We start from the raw sequence: 14,830 nt of genomic DNA, 5'->3' as shown, positions 1-14,830 counted from the left end.
CTCCTTCACGCGCTCGTCTTCTCAGACGCACGCGGACGGCTTGTTCTGCCATGTGTGGCGCACATTGTACTCGTACTTGCAATGTTGCGGCAAACGCTTGTGTGAAACCATGTTTGACCATTGGTCACCGCGTTGGCATCAAAAAGCGAATATGATACACTGCGATATCATACCGGTCAGCAAGGACAAACTCACGCACGAGGAACCATGAAATTCGACCTGCACATGCACACCTTTCACTCGCCGGATTGCCTGAGCACCTACGAGGCCATTATTGCCGCTGTACAACGGCGTGGTCTGGATGGGATCGCGATTACCGACCACAATACCATCCGGGGGGCGCTTGAAATGCGGGAGCGCGCACCTTTTCCGGTGATTGTCGGTGAGGAAGTCGCGACTGCTGAGGGAGATGTCATCGGGTACTTCATTGAGGAAGAAATCCCTCGCGGCTTGTCTGTGGAAGAGACGATTGAGCGCATTCACGCTCAGGGGGGGCTGGTGGCGATACCGCACCCACTCGACACGTTGCGGGGTTCATCTTCCATAGGGCGTGAAGCGTTGTTGCGGGTGATTGACCAGGTGGATATTATTGAAGGGTTCAATGCGCGGTGCCTGCGGCAGGATGACAACGCACAGGCGCGGACGATTGCAGCCGAGTATGGCAAACCGCTGAGCGCAGGGAGCGATGCCCATCACCCCAGTGAAATTGGTAACGGATACGTGGATATTCCCCCCTTCACCTCACCGCAAACGTTTCTTGATGCGCTGCGTCGGGGGCGTTGGGGTGGGCGGCCAAGTGGATGGCATGTCAAATGGTACTCGACATGGCCCAAAATTCTGCGCAAAGTGCGCCCCCCACGCCAAACCTGACCGTAGGAGGCCCCATCTATGATGCTGCTGATCGTTGCGTTGGTTTCATTTGTGGCGGCGGTGATCCCCATGCTTTTCTATGCCTATGTGGCGTGGTCGCTTGATCACCACGAAAAAGAACCGTTATGGTTGTTGGCGGTCACTTTTTTGTGGGGGGCGGTCCCCGCAGTTGTTTTGTCCTTGTTTGCCGAATTGTTGTTTGACGTCCCTTTGCGGCTTGCCTTTTCTTCCCCCAATGCGGGTTTCTTGAGCGTGGCGCTGATTGCTCCAATTGTAGAAGAAATCTTCAAAGCCATCCCCCTGGTGTTCATCTTCATCTTCTTCCGCCATGAATTTGATGGGTTGATGGATGGGTTGCTGTATGGCGCTCTGGTGGGCTTTGGCTTTGCGATGACCGAGAACTTCTTTTACTTCTTGGGAAGCTCATCACAAGGTGGGGCGGCTTTTCTGGGCACCATTGTGCTGCGAGCCTTCGTCTTTGGGCTGAACCATGCCCTGTATAGTTCCATGTTTGGGCTTGGGCTGGCGCTAGCGCGGTACGCCACCTCACAAGCAACGCGCGCATTGGCGCCGCTGGGCGGGTTGGCGCTCGCAATTTTCATTCACATGTTGCATAACTTCCTCAACAGCACGGGGTCTTTGATTTGTTTGGGGTCGTTGTTTGTGGCGTGGGGCGGTGTGTTGGGCTGGTTGGCGCTTGTGTGGTGGGCGTTGCGAGAGGAAGCACGGCTCATTCGGCAAGAATTGCAAGACGAAGTGGAAAGCGGCTTGCTCACGCCCCGGCAAGTGGAAGCGGCGGCGAGTTATCGTGCCCGCATGCAAGCCCGCAATCATTTGATGCGCAACGGGCAACGCCAGCGTGCGCGGTTGCTTGATAAAATTTGCTTGCTCGCGGCAGAATTGGCGTTCAAAAAGCGGCAGTTTCGGCTTTTGGGGAATGAAAATGGCAATGCTGAGATGATTGCCGCGTTGCGCCAGGAAATTGCGAATATCCAGGAAGCGTTGTACAGCGAATCCGCCTAGCCAAACAAACGTTTGGTTATGATTTGGCAGTGGGCGTGAGGCACGGTATAATGAACACGTCGTCCGGCAACTGACACACAATAAGGGAGGAACCCCATGCCCACAATCAAGGAAATTTTTGAATCCATGCCCCAGTACGTCAACAAGGACAAGATTCAAGGTGTCAACAAGGTCGTGCAGTTCCACATTACCGGGGACGAAGCCGGCGATTATGTGGTGCGTGTTCAGACGGTGAGTTGACCGTTGAAGAAGGCACCGTGGACAACGCCGATGTGAAAGTCACGGTGGATAGCGAAACGTGGAAAGGCATTTTGAGCGGAAATGTCAACGGTGCCGTGGCGTTCATGACCGGCAAACTGAAAGCCGAGGGTGATTTGCAGACACTGATGGCGTCGCAATCATGGTTCAATTTCCCCGGCTAAGCCAGCTGAACTGGGCTTTTCAGCAAGGGCACCGCTGCGGCGGTGCCCTTTTTTCTTCTTTTTGAAGAGACGCGCGCCGTGGGATGGGAGAATAGTTTGCGCCTTGTTGGGCTGACAATACAATGAAGCCTATCCCAAACCTGACACAAGATTGAGGAAGCGTGTGCTTATGCCTCGTTCCGCAGTGCAGCGTAGCCTGGTGGTGCTGATTGGTTTTCTGGGCGTGTTGATTCCGTTCGTGTGGCAACGCCCGCTCGCCTTGCATGCCCAATCCACGACCTTGGCGCCTGTTGTCCGCTATGCGGAGCGTTTTGATACGTCGCCGCCTCTCGGCACGTTGGCGCAAGATGCGCCGATGATCGCCCCATCAACGTGGGAACGCCTGCACTTGCGGAAGCCAAGCGCCACTGCACCAACGCCCTTCGCCCGACAACGCGACCCCGTTGTCCAGACGGTTATGCCCGACATCACCATGCCGGAACCGCTCATGAGTTTCGATGGCATTGCCAACCTCACCACCATTCTCCCGCCTGACCCCAGCGGGGCGATTGGGTATGACGCTGCGACGGGGCGCAAGTTCTTCATGCAGTGGGTGAACACGGCGTTCGCGATTTGGGATGTGAGCACGCTCACCCCCACTTTGTTGATTGGACCGGTGGCGGGCAATACCCTGTGGGCGGGGTTTGGCGGGTTGTGTGAAACCAACAACGACGGCGACCCGATTGTCTTGTTCGACCATCTGGCGCAGCGCTGGCTTGTGGGGCAATTTGCGCTCGATTTTCCCTCGAACTTCCACCAGTGCCTGGCGGTCTCACAAACAGCCGACCCCACCGGCGCATGGTATCGCTACGATTTCGACATGGGCGATGCCATGAATGATTACCCCAAACTGGCGGTTTGGCCTAATGCGTACTTGCTCACCGTGAACCAGTTTGACGGTTCGACGCTGGCATGGCGTGGGCAAGGTGTAGCGGCTTTGGAGCGTGCGCGCATGCTTGAGGGGCAAAATGCGCGCATGGTCTTCTTCGATTTGTACGATGTCAACCCCAACTTTGGCGGCATGTTGCCCGCTGATCTGGATGGTCCCCCGCCGCCGTCTGGCACGCCCGCCGTCTTTGTCGAAATGGATGATGATGCCTGGGGATGGGCAACCGATCGTTTGAGTCTCTGGCATCTCTCAGTGGACTGGAACGCCCCTGAAAGTGCCACTTTTGGCGTAGATGGAGCGCCCAATCAAATTCTGGATACGCAGCCATTTGACGCCAGCATATGTGGCGGGAGCCGCAATTGCATTCCGCAACCAGGCGGGGTGCCGCTTGATGCGATTGCCGACCGTCTGATGTATCGCGCGGCGTATCGCTGGTTCGGTTCCTATGGCGCAATGGTGCTCAACCATACGGTGGACGCCGACGGAAGCGACCATGCGGGGATTCGATGGTATGAATTGCGGCACGTCGCCGGGACGTGGAACATTTACCAACAAGGTACGTTCGCACCTGATAGCGCCCACCGCTGGATGGGCAGTATCGCCATGGACAAGCAGGGGAACATCGCTTTAGGGTACGCTGTCAGCAGCCCGACGACATCCCCCTCGGTGCGCTACACGGGGCGTTTTGCGGGCGACCCGCTGGGGGAGATGACGCTTGCTGAAGCCTCGTTGGTCGAAGGTGGCGGCTATCAAATGTCGTCCTCGGGGCGTTTTGGGGATTACAGCATGCTCACGCTCGACCCACAGGATGATTGCACGTTCTGGTACACGCAGGAGTACTACGCAGCGCCGGGAACGTCCAACTGGCGTACACGCATTGGGGCGTTTCGCTTTCCAACCTGCACAACCGGACCTACGGGCTCCGTGGCGGGTACTGTGCGTGAAGCAGATGGGACGCCTGTTGTGGGGGCGCGCGTTCAGATTGGGTTCTTCTCGGCCGAATCGCAGAGCGATGGGCACTTTCGGTTGGAGAATGTCCCCACGGGCACGTATACCGTGACGGTTTCGGCGTATGGGTACGTGCCGGTGACGCAAACCAACGTCGTGGTCAGCGATGGTATCACAACCACGCTTGCCTTCACGCTCACAAGCGCCCCCACCTACGTGGTGAGCGGCACCGTGCGCGATGCACGCACCGGGCAACCGCTGTACGCCCAAATTCTCATTCCCCAAGCCCCTGTGGGGGCTGTGTGGACCAATCCCACTACCGGCTTTTACAGCGTGACCTTAGCCGCACAAATCGCCTACACTTTTGAAGTCCATGCGTGGGTGGATGGCTACAACACAGAACGGCGCGCCGTTGGACCGCTGACAGCCCCCCAGCAGGAAGATTTTGCCTTGCTGGTGAATGAAACAACGTGCAACGCGCCGGGCTATCATCGGGTGCAAACGCTGGTGCTGGATGAACACTTTGAGACGGGGACCACGCCGACGGGCTGGCAGGTGCTCGATAACCGCGGCGGTGGGGCGGTATGGCGTTTCGATGACCCAGGTGGACGCGGCAACCTGACGGGAAGCGTTGGCGGGTTTGCCATCGTGGATAGCGACTTTTACGGTCGTAATAGTTTCCAGGACACTGAATTACGAACGCCTGTCCTCAACATTGCGGGGCTGGATGGGGTGATGCTGGCGTTCAATACGGATGTCCAGCGGAACAGTAGTGAAGTCATGCGTGTGGATGTTCGTGTGGACGGCGGCGCGTGGCAAACCGTCTGGGAGAATAAGAGCGGTAGTAGCAATGTCAACGGGCGTGTTAGTCTGGACCTGAGCGACCGGACGGCAGGCGCAACCACTTTGCAAGCCCGTTTCCACTACTTCGACGCGGATTTTGAGTGGTGGTGGCAGGTGGATGCGGTGCAAATTGGCAGTGTGCCTAAGTGCGAGCCTGTAGCGGGGGCGTTCCTCATGGGACATGTGTACGATGCTAACACCGGCGAGCCGATTGTGGATGCCCAGGTTTCGGCTGGTGTGAGCATGACGGTACAAACAGAAGCCACAACCGACCCCGCGCTGGCGGATGGGTTCTACATGCTTTTTTTGCCGGAAGGTACGCATACCGTGCAGGCAACGGGTGACAACGGCTATGGCGCGCAACAGACCACGCTCACCATTCAGGACGCCGTTCCACTTTGGCAGGATTTTGCGCTACCCGCTCCACGGCCGGTCATCACTCCAACCGCATTTTCATTAGTGTTTGACCGCGATAGGCAGGTTGCTGTCCCGCTCACCATTGGCAACACGGGGGCGCTGACGCTGACAGTCTCCATCAACAGCATCAATGCGCCTTTACCGTTGAATGAACCCGCCGACACATTCGCCCCCCCCATGCGGCGCATTTCTCCCAAACATCTGGGGGATCGCACGGCTGAGCATGTGTATGCTCCACCCCCGCCGGATGCGCCTGTGTGGTCTGGTGGCGGCAAGGTGCTCCAACGGTGGGCAACCGGCTTGAATGGTGTATGGGGGCTGGCCGCAGAACCTGGCGGGACGCTCTGGGTTTCTGCAAGCGAGGATGGGCGTACAACATGGCAGGCGTTCACGGCGGCAGGAGAACCACTGACAGCAACAGTGCGTGTGCCGCATGCGCCGGCACGGTTTCGGGCGGGTGCGGTGTGGCACCCCTTCGAGGGGCGTTTGTGGCAGGTTGCGGTTGAAGGCGATGATTGTGTCGTGGCGCTTGATGCCCGGACCGGGCAGGTTGGTGAAGGTGTTTGTCCTGGGTGGGGGCTAAGCCAGCGTGGGCTGGCGTATGACCCGCGCACAGCGACTTTTTACAGCGGCTCGTGGAACGATGGTGTGATTCACCAATTCGACGAGACCGGGCGGCGGTTGCGCTCGGTGGCGGTGGGCATACCGCTGGCGGGGATGGCGATCAACCCCACCACGCAACACCTGTTTGTGCTGGCGAACGATGATGAGGGCTTTGACGTGTACGTGCTCGACGCTGCGCGTGATTTCGCGCTTTTAGGCGGCTTTGATGTGCCCGGGCTTGATGATTTTGGGCAGGCGGGGATGGCGCTCTTGTGCGATGGCACGCTGGCGATTGCCGACCAGCATGATAACGAGGTCTTGATTGTGACGTCGGGCGAATTGTCGCCCTGTGAGTGGAACGCGGTACCGTGGTTGACGCTTTCCGCCAATCAGGTTGTTGTGCCGCCGCACGAAGAAGTGACCATGTGGCTCACCTTCGACACCACGGGGTTGGATTTTACGACATACTCGGCGTATCTGCGGCTGGACAACACGTCGCCATATGCGATTGCTCCGGTGCCCGTGACGTTGACCGTTGCATCGCACAACGTTTATCTCCCGCTGGTTGCGCGTTAATCTGCGGAGCGTACTTTGAAACAAATAGGCTCTTATGCTACAATCCGCCCCGCTATGCGCCCGTAGCTCAGAGGAGAGAGCAACGGACTTCGAATCCGTAGGTCGGGGGTTCGAATCCCTCCGGGCGCGTTTCAACCGCACCGCAGGCTGCAAGAGTGGCCTGCGGCTTTTTATTGGCGGTTATGAATGTGAATTGTTGCGTGGTTTTGACTTTGGGGGACGTGGTATCAGCACGGGAGTGCGAGCTTTATAGGCTTCGTAGTCGGCTTGCCCACCCCATTTTGCATCGGCGCGGGCTTCGAGCAGGGGAATGCCGCTGACCCGTGTGAGCAGAAGGATGACAAACAGCGGTGAAACAAGCGTGAGCCAGCGCCAACCGTCCAGTGTGGGCAGTGTCACCAACGTAACGCCAATCCACAGAACGATTTCGCCAAAGTAGTTCGGATGGCGCGACCACGCCCAAAGCCCTTCTTGAATGAAGGCGTCCGCATGTGCGGGGTTGGCTTTGAAGCGGCTCTTTTGCCAATCCGCCACCGCTTCGATCAAAAACCCCACTCCCCACACCACCAGGCCGCACCACGCCCAACCGTCCAACCCGTTGCCGCGTGGTGCGGTGATAGCCGCGAGCGCCGGCGCAAGTGTGACCGCCGCCCACAGCCCCTGAAGCGTCCACGTGAGTAAAAAGCGTGCAAAGGATGCCTTCAACTCGCGAAAACGGGCATCTTCACCCGTTTTGCGGATACGCCAGAAAAGAAACAGGCTCAAGCGGAGCGCCCACACACTGACCATCGCGGCGAGAAGCCAGGCGCGTGCGTCGCGCTGGGGTGTGAGAAGCAGGGCGAGAGCGATCGTGCTGATGAAGGTGATTCCCCCCATCAAGTCGAAAAATTTTTCGGTGCGCTGCCGCCAGGCGGGGATGAATGCCAGCCAATTGATGACAAACGCAAACGCAACGGCCAGCGCAAATAGCGTCATGCCATACACCAACGCGCCGCCCTGGCTTCCTGCCCATGCCAGCCCACTCGCGGCCAACAAAACAAGGGCAAAAGCCCCCCATGTTTGCATTGCATTTTCTTGATTCATTCAACAAACCTCATTGTGAACAAGCATCTCTTTGCACGTACACCACAATAGCCGAATTGTCTCCATCAACAAGCCCGCTGGCTGTTGATCGTCACCAGCGGGCTTGCCGAAAAGATGAACGCAGGCGGAAAACAGCGCACCGGCGGCTTACGCTGCCGCCACGGATTCAAACTGGCTGTTGTACAACTCGGCATAAAAACCGCCTTGGCGGAGCAATTCCTCGTGCGTCCCTTGTTCCACAATGTTCCCATCGCGCATCACCAGAATCAAATCGGCGTTGCGAATGGTTGACAGGCGGTGCGCAATCACAAAACTGGTGCGTCCTTCCATCAGACGGTCCATTGCTTGCTGAATGAGCAGCTCAGTGTGCGTATCCACCGAACTGGTCGCCTCGTCAAGGATGAGCATCGGTGGGTCGGCAAGAATGGCGCGCGCAATCGTAATCAACTGCTTTTGCCCTTGCGAGATATTTGTCACTTCCTCGTTCAGCTCGAAGTGATACCCCCCCGGTAGCGTGCGGATGAAATGGTCGGCGTGGGCGGCTTGCGCGGCGGCGATGACTTCCTCATCGGTGGCATCCGGGCGCCCGTAGCGGATGTTTTCCATGATGGTGCCGCTGAACAACCATGTGTCTTGCAACACCATCCCGAACAGGCGGCGCAAATCGGCGCGGCGGAAGGTGCGAATGTCATGCCCGTCAATCAAAATAGCGCCTTCGTCCACGTCGTAGAAGCGCATCAGCAGCTTCACCAGCGTGGTTTTCCCCGCACCGGTTGGTCCCACAATCGCCACTTTTTGCCCCGGCTGGATATGCGCCGAAAAGCCCTTGATGACCGGCTTCCCAGGTTCATACCCAAAGACCACATTGCGGAATTCCACTTCGCCGCGAACCGTTTCGATCTGCACCGGCGACTCCGTGTCCGGCTCTTCTTCTTCCAATTCGAGAAACTCAAAGACACGCTCGGCAGCGGCGATAGTTCCTTGCAGAACATTCGAGGCGTTGGCCAGCTGGGTAATGGGTTGCGTGAACGATTGCACGTACTGGATGAATGCCTGAATATCACCCACGGTGATGGTGCGGCGAATAGCGAGCCAGCCCCCCAGCACCACCACACCCACGTATCCCAGATTGCTGATGAGGCGCATCACCGGCATCATAATGCTGGAGAAAAATTGCGCTTTCCACGCCGCGCCATAAAGCGTTTCGTTATACGTATCGAACGCGCGAATGCTCTTTTCTTCTCCATTGAACGCTTTGACGATGACATGCCCGCTGAACGTCTCTTCCACCTGCCCATTGACATGCCCCAAATAATCCTGCTGCTGGCGGAAGAATTTTTGCGACTGGCGAATGATGAGCATCACCACCACCATCGAAAGCGGCACGATGAGCAGCGCCACAATCGTCATTTGCCATGAAATCGAAAGCATCATGCCCAGCACGCCTACAACGGTCACGAACGATGTGATGATTTGCGTCAGGCTTTGGTTGAGCGTCTGGTTGATGGTGTCAACGTCGTTGGTGAGCAGTGAAAGCGTTTCGCCGTGGGTCGTGCCGTCAAAATAGCGGAAGGGCAGGCGATTGATTTTTTCCATCAGCTCGCGACGCAGCTGGTACGTCACCTTGACGGCGACGTCGGTCATGAGCCAGCCTTGCAGATAACTCAGAATGGCTGAGAAGATGTAAAGCCCCAACGCGATGAGCAGAATGCGCCCAATCGTGTCGAAGGGAACGGTGCCTGTACCCGCCAGTTGCGCTAGAATGCCTTCAAAGAGCTCAGTGGTGGCGCGCCCTAGAATTTTGGGCCCAACAATCGCGAATGCGGTGGAGCCGATGGCGAGCACAAACACCACCATGATTTTCCAGCGGTAGGGCGTCAGGTAGGTGGCAAGCTTGCGCAGGGTGCCGCCAAAATCGCGCGGTTTGGCGACAGGCGCCATACCGGCCATGTGCCCCATCGGACCGCGCGGCGCGGGTGGTGCGGTGCGGGTCTCTTCTTTGCGAACCTGGCTCATTGCAGCGCCTCCTGTTTCAACTGCGATTCGGCAATTTCGCGATAGACGTCACACGTTTGCATCAGTTCCTCATGCGTGCCGCGTCCAATCAAGCGCCCGGCGTCGAAGACCAGAATTTGGTCGGCGTTTTTCACAGTGGCGACGCGCTGCGAGACGATGATGACTGTGCTGTCGCTCAGTTCGCGGAGCAATGCGGCACGCAAACGGGCATCGGTTTTGTAGTCAAGCGCCGAGAAGCTGTCGTCGAAAATGTAGATAGGGGCGCGTTTCACCAGCGCGCGCGCAATCGTCAGGCGCTGCCGTTGCCCGCCGGAGAAGTTCACGCCACCCTGCGCCACCTCTGTTTGCAACCCGTTCGGCAATTCAAAGACAAAGTCGGCTTGGGCAATGCGCAGGGCTTTGATGAGCGTCTCTTCGTCGGCGTTCTCATCGGCAAAGCGTAAGTTGCTCTCGATCGTTCCCTTGAACAGGTTGCTCTTTTGCGGCACGTAGCCAATTTTGTCGCGCAACTCGCGGAGCGAGACTTCGCGAATGTCCACGCCACTGACGCGAATCGCGCCATCCGTCACGTCAAAAAAGCGCGGAATGAGGTTGACCACGGTGGATTTGCCCGAACCGGTGGTGCCCATAATGCCCACTGTTTGCCCCGGCTCGATACGGAATGAAATCTCGTGCAGCACGTCTTCCTCAGCGCCCGGATAGCGGAACGACACATGGTCGAATTCGATACTTGGCTCAAACGGTTCGGGGAACGGTTTGGGATTGGGCGGGTCGAGAATGGTGATGGGCGTTTCCAGCACGTCCGCCACACGGTTCGCCGAAACATCGGCGCGTGGGAAGAGGATGAAGACCATTGAGAGCATCATGAAGGCGAACACAATTTGCATGGCGTACTGCATGAACGCCATCATATCGCCCACTTGCATGCTGGCTTGCGCCACCTGATGAGCGCCCACCCAGAGAATCAGAATCATCGAGCCATTGAGCAGGAGCATCATCGCGGGGAAGACGACCACAAACACGCGGTTGATGAAGAGCGTAGTTTGCGTCAGGTCGCGGTTGGCGCGGTCGAAGCGTTCTTCTTCAAACGCTTCACGGTTGAACGCGCGCACCACCATCATCCCCACCAGGTTTTCGCGCGCGACCAGGTTCAGCCGGTCAATCAACTCCTGCATGAGTTTGAATTTGGGGATAGCGATGGCGAAGACCGTGCCAATCAACCCCAGCAGAAGCAAGACCGCCAGCGCAATCGTCCACCACATGGATGGGCTTTTATCCAGCGCGCGGATAATGCCGCCGATACCGATGAGCGGCGCGTAGAAGACCAGCCGAATCAGAATGGCGACGGCGGTTTGAATTTGAGTGATATCGTTGGTGGCGCGCGTAATCAGCGAAGCAGTTGAGAATTGGTTGAATTCCGCGCCGGAGAAGCGCATCACGCGCTCGTAGAGGTAGTGGCGTAAATCGCGCGCCAGCCCGGCGGCGACGCGAGCGGCGAGCAAGCCCACAACGATGGTGGCAATTGCCGAAATCGCCGCGACGAGCAGCATCAAGCCGCCGACGCGAATGATGTAACGGTTCTGAATGGCGCCGACGTCCATACCGAGCGCTTCATATTCGGCGCGAACAGCGCGGGTGGCTGCTTGCACAATACCCCGTTCTCCGCCGAGCGTCTCAAAGCGCGTGTCAATCGCATCCAGCAGCGCCAGCCGCTGGTCTTCGGGCATGCGCGCCACCAGCGCGAAAATGTCTGTGCCCGGCGGTAACTTGCTCAGGTCGAAGCCGCCACTGCTGGGGAAGAGCGCCGCGGCTTGCTCGGGGTTTTCGGCCAGCATCTGCAAACCCGCCACCATGAGCAGGGGGCGGCTCAACAGCGCTTCAAGTTCGTCGCGTGTCGCATCGTCAACAGGGTTCAAGATGTAGATGGCTTCTTCGGCGAGCGCCGGGTAGCGTTCCACGTAGGCGGCGGCGTCCGGCGAGGTGGGTTCCAGGCGTGTGTAGTGCGCCAGAACGGTGTTTTGGCTCTCTTGGGGCATGAAGAGCGCCAGGTGTTGCCATGTCGTGGCGCGCATGGCTTCGGGAAGTGCGCGTTCAATGCCGCCTTGTTGCAGCCCAACGTTGACGATGCGCGACATGTAGTCGGGCAGGGCGAGGTCGGCGTTGGCCTGGATGAAGAGCAGAACGATAGCGGCAACGATTGACCAGACAAACGGGCGAAAGTAGCGCAAGAGACGTCGCATGGTTCACGCTTCCTTTGTTGCAGTAGTTGGAGATTTGTTTTCTGTGGAGAGGAGCAAGGCTTTTTCCAGCACTTCAAGCCCCGCAAGGGCGAGCCGACGTTCTTGGGGCGTGAGTGTTTCCAATTGTTCCGCCAGGCGTTGTTGCAACTGCCGACGCAGTCGCTCAAAAAGCGCTTCGCCTTCGTCAGTGATTTCGAGCAGCGTGCGGCGGCGGTCGTGCGGGTCTTCGACACGACGCACCAGACCACGCTCCACCAACACGGAGACGGAGCGCGACATGGTGGGCACCGAGACGGATTGGCTGGCTGCCAGTTCGCTCACGGTGCGCGGCGCTTGTGCAATGAGCCGCAACAGGCGGTAGTGCGCCATTTGGAAGCCCACCGTGGCTTCGCGCCGCATTTCGATGCTGACGGCATGCATAATGGGCGGCACGATGTTGATGAGGTGGGCGGCGAGTTCTTCAGCCGACGGTTCATCGTGTGGCAAAAAGTTGTTTGCTGACATTTATTAGCACCCCGCAATAGTTAGGTGTGCTAGTTATATCCAAATGTGGCAATCAGGCAAATCGTGTGTGTGAAAGCGGGGCACATGCAAAACCGCCCCCGCACATGGCGGGGGCGGCGGGGGAGCCGTCTTCTGCTGCTAGAAGACGGAAAAATGAATGGGTACATGCGTCCAGATATGACTGGTGTCATAGAGCCAATCGTTGGCCAACCCACTGTCACCACCGGCGGGATTGAATGAGCGTTCCCATGCTGTGCTGAAGAATTGGTAGGTTCCTGCTGCGCTACCAGCCGCAAGTTGATATTCCAATGTAAACGAGAAGGCATTATCGGCGCTGTGTTGGTGCCAATGGCGCAAGATGGTGTTGCTTTCAACTTCCCATCCGGCGGGAGTTGGCGAAGTCAATGTAATGCCACCAGCCCCACAACCACCCGCACCGATACGTGCTTTGAGCAGGTGTTGCGCGGTGGTCGTGAACGTGACGCGGAAGTCCACCTGCTCCATGCCTGTGCGATAAATGACGGGGCAGATTGTAGGCAGAGAATGCCAGGAAGTATCACTGGCGCGCTTATATTCAACCTGCACGCTGACCGCGGGCTTGCTGTTGTCAATGCGGAATGCAATAGGCTGGGTGGTGTGAATGACGTTTTTGCTTGCATTCCCAAATTCCATTTTGACGAGGTAGCGCCCGTTGGCGTATGCCGTTGTAGGCCAATTGAGGAGTAAATGGGCGGGCATCCACCCATCGGTATCGGAAAGAATGTCGTACCATCCGGCCGTATCAGGGGCAACGGTAAGGTGGACAAGTCCGCCACTCCAACGCCACACTTTCCACGTATGTCCGGTGAAAGGTACCCAGGTGGCTCCGTTATCAATGGAGTAGAGGAGTCGGTAGAAATCGGCACCTTTGTGATGGTTGCATCCATACAGTTGCAAAGTCCCCTGGTAGGGTGCAGTGGCAATTTCCGTAGCACCGGGAGGCAGGCTTGCCCATGTTCCTGTGGGATGGGGGCGATTGGGGCGCTTGGCGTAGCCCGTGTTTGGGTCATGGTAATCTGTGTGCAGGCTCATCAGCCCTACCATGAGAATGCCAATATCTGTACATTCAATCTCAGGGGCGTCGCAAATATCCGCCGCAATTGCCATAGCGTTGGCTTCTAACGTCACAGGAGCATCCAGATCGCTACTGTCCCAGCGTACATCGAAGAGGGTTTCGCTGTAAATCACCTCTTCATCGCCATCGTTATCAACGTCTTGCGTCACTTTGAAGGTGATGTCGGGCACATCAACAATCTTGGTCCATTCTGGTAAAAAGATGTCGTAGCAGCGCATGAACGGTCCGATGAAATTTGCACGTAGTGCAAGAAGGTCGTCTGGCCGGTCGGCGTTTTCGGCGTGGGTGAGGGAAACGGTGCCGCCCTTTTTCATGTACCGATAGGCTTCCTCAGGAATGGCAGCGGGCATTGGTGGAGCGAGTGGCTCGGGGAACAATGGCGCGTTGAGCGTTTGCTGGTACAAATGCGTTGGCGCGCCTGCTCCCATATTGGCGGCCACCTTTTCCAAGCGTTGAATGGCTTCGGTTGCACCAAGGCGTTCCAGCGATGCTTTGGCTTCTTCGAGGATGGGGAGTGGGTCGGGAAGGGGTCTAGGTGTTGGTGGGAAGGGCGGACGGCGAGGGATGGGCTGTTCGAAATTGGGCAACAAGTCTTTGATGGTGGGGCGAACAAGCCAAGGGACGCAAAAACGTTCACGCCGCCAGCGCAGGATGGTGTCAATTTCCCAACGAGGAATCCAGACGCAGAAGTTGCCACAAGCATCCGTTTGCACAGTTGCAATTTCTTCCTGGTGACAGTTGAAGGGGTAGAGCCATACCCAAGGCCACCCCGAAGGGGCGTACAAGTAGAATGAGCAGTCGGTATCGTAGACATGAACAGTGGCGAATGGAACAGGATGAAGTTCACCCGTGGCCGGATCGCGTTTGACGACTTGCCCGCATACTTGTTTCCAGCGCCAGTCAACGAAGGGGGGCAAGATCTTGGACAGGTCTTCCACTTGTTTGTCCAAAACCTCTTTGTGGTCGATAGGGTACGCCATCGCAAGCCGTTTGGCGCGGATATTGCCAATGGGCAACATTTTCATCTCAGTTGCGGGGGATGTCTGCTTCCGTCGGCGGGATTTCTTTGCAGCCATACGAGACTCCTTTCAACACATCTGATTGGGGGACGAGCAGGTTGTGGCGCCATTCCAACACTGCACAACTCTAAACGGCATCCAACAGTGCTTTTCTGGCGTTGGACGGAGGTGTACAGGGAAGTTTGTAAGAATGTGCAAATTAAAGCGAGGCTGGCGGTATGCTC

The 14,830-nt window shown here is 57.5% G+C and carries 10 protein-coding genes and 1 tRNA gene; 6 read left to right on the top strand and 5 right to left on the bottom strand.

The features are described 5' to 3' along the window. The first annotated feature begins 207 nt into the window (after positions 1-207). The 6 genes from SE16_RS13245 (at position 208) to SE16_RS13225 (ending at position 6,759) form a co-directional block, all read left to right on the top strand. On the top strand, positions 208-870 hold the full coding sequence (locus SE16_RS13245; RefSeq protein ID WP_054492895.1) for a PHP domain-containing protein: 663 nt from the start codon (positions 208-210) through the stop codon (positions 868-870). A gap of 18 nt (positions 871-888) precedes the next feature. Continuing rightward, on the top strand, positions 889-1,893 hold the full coding sequence (locus tag SE16_RS13240; protein ID WP_054492894.1) for a PrsW family intramembrane metalloprotease: 1,005 nt from the start codon (positions 889-891) through the stop codon (positions 1,891-1,893). Between the two features lie 96 nt (positions 1,894-1,989). Beyond that, positions 1,990-2,133, top strand: a complete 144-nt coding sequence (locus tag SE16_RS16065; RefSeq protein ID WP_160316979.1) for a hypothetical protein — start codon at positions 1,990-1,992, stop codon at positions 2,131-2,133. A gap of 17 nt (positions 2,134-2,150) precedes the next feature. Next, the gene (locus SE16_RS16060) at positions 2,151-2,315 is read left to right on the top strand and encodes an SCP2 sterol-binding domain-containing protein (RefSeq protein ID WP_161804553.1); all 165 of its coding nucleotides are present in this window, start codon (positions 2,151-2,153) and stop codon (positions 2,313-2,315) included. A 169-nt stretch (positions 2,316-2,484) separates the two neighbouring features. Beyond that, positions 2,485-6,630, top strand: coding sequence for a carboxypeptidase regulatory-like domain-containing protein (locus SE16_RS13230; RefSeq protein WP_054492892.1), 4,146 nt, complete (start codon positions 2,485-2,487; stop codon positions 6,628-6,630). Between the two features lie 56 nt (positions 6,631-6,686). Further along, positions 6,687-6,759 (top strand) — tRNA-Arg (locus SE16_RS13225). A gap of 51 nt (positions 6,760-6,810) precedes the next feature. On the opposite strand, the gene SE16_RS13220 is transcribed toward SE16_RS13225, so the two are convergent. The 5 genes from SE16_RS13220 to SE16_RS13200 all read right to left on the bottom strand — a co-directional run bounded on the left by SE16_RS13220 (position 6,811) and on the right by SE16_RS13200 (position 14,663). Further along, positions 6,811-7,713: a DUF1295 domain-containing protein gene (locus SE16_RS13220; protein WP_054492891.1), complete on the bottom strand. Its 903-nt coding sequence runs from the start codon at positions 7,711-7,713 to the stop codon at positions 6,811-6,813. A gap of 147 nt (positions 7,714-7,860) precedes the next feature. Next, positions 7,861-9,729 (bottom strand): ABC transporter ATP-binding protein, encoded by a 1,869-nt coding sequence (locus SE16_RS13215; RefSeq protein ID WP_054492890.1) that lies wholly within the window; start codon positions 9,727-9,729, stop codon positions 7,861-7,863. Further along, a complete protein-coding gene (locus tag SE16_RS13210; RefSeq protein ID WP_054492889.1) occupies positions 9,726-11,969 on the bottom strand; it encodes an ABC transporter ATP-binding protein in 2,244 nt (747 codons plus the stop codon). The genes SE16_RS13215 and SE16_RS13210 overlap by 4 nt, the downstream gene beginning before the upstream one ends. A 3-nt stretch (positions 11,970-11,972) precedes the next feature. Next, positions 11,973-12,473: a MarR family winged helix-turn-helix transcriptional regulator gene (locus SE16_RS13205; protein WP_054492888.1), complete on the bottom strand. Its 501-nt coding sequence runs from the start codon at positions 12,471-12,473 to the stop codon at positions 11,973-11,975. A 138-nt stretch (positions 12,474-12,611) separates the two neighbouring features. Continuing rightward, the gene (locus tag SE16_RS13200) at positions 12,612-14,663 is read right to left on the bottom strand and encodes a hypothetical protein (protein WP_152918091.1); all 2,052 of its coding nucleotides are present in this window, start codon (positions 14,661-14,663) and stop codon (positions 12,612-12,614) included. Positions 14,664-14,830 lie beyond the last annotated feature (167 nt).

The sequence above is a fragment of the Ardenticatena maritima genome, from assembly GCF_001306175.1.
GTDB classification, from domain to species: Bacteria; Chloroflexota; Anaerolineae; order Ardenticatenales; family Ardenticatenaceae; genus Ardenticatena; species Ardenticatena maritima.
The sequence above is the reverse complement of the archived record's forward strand: the minus strand, read 5'-3'. Positions and strand labels throughout refer to the sequence as shown.

What these genes read in the sequence shown, in the direction of transcription:
- SE16_RS13245 (WP_054492895.1), top strand. Translation starts at nt 208, where the DNA reads ATGAAATTCGACCTGCACATGCACACCTTTCACTCGCCGGATTGCCTG.
- SE16_RS13240 (WP_054492894.1), top strand. Translation starts at nt 889, where the DNA reads ATGATGCTGCTGATCGTTGCGTTGGTTTCATTTGTGGCGGCGGTGATC.
- SE16_RS16065 (WP_160316979.1), top strand. Translation starts at nt 1,990, where the DNA reads ATGCCCACAATCAAGGAAATTTTTGAATCCATGCCCCAGTACGTCAAC.
- SE16_RS13230 (WP_054492892.1), top strand. Translation starts at nt 2,485, where the DNA reads ATGCCTCGTTCCGCAGTGCAGCGTAGCCTGGTGGTGCTGATTGGTTTT.
- SE16_RS13220 (WP_054492891.1), bottom strand. Translation starts at nt 7,713, where the DNA reads ATGAATCAAGAAAATGCAATGCAAACATGGGGGGCTTTTGCCCTTGTT.
- SE16_RS13215 (WP_054492890.1), bottom strand. Translation starts at nt 9,729, where the DNA reads ATGAGCCAGGTTCGCAAAGAAGAGACCCGCACCGCACCACCCGCGCCG.
- SE16_RS13210 (WP_054492889.1), bottom strand. Translation starts at nt 11,969, where the DNA reads ATGCGACGTCTCTTGCGCTACTTTCGCCCGTTTGTCTGGTCAATCGTT.
- SE16_RS13205 (WP_054492888.1), bottom strand. Translation starts at nt 12,473, where the DNA reads ATGTCAGCAAACAACTTTTTGCCACACGATGAACCGTCGGCTGAAGAA.
- SE16_RS13200 (WP_152918091.1), bottom strand. Translation starts at nt 14,663, where the DNA reads ATGGCTGCAAAGAAATCCCGCCGACGGAAGCAGACATCCCCCGCAACT.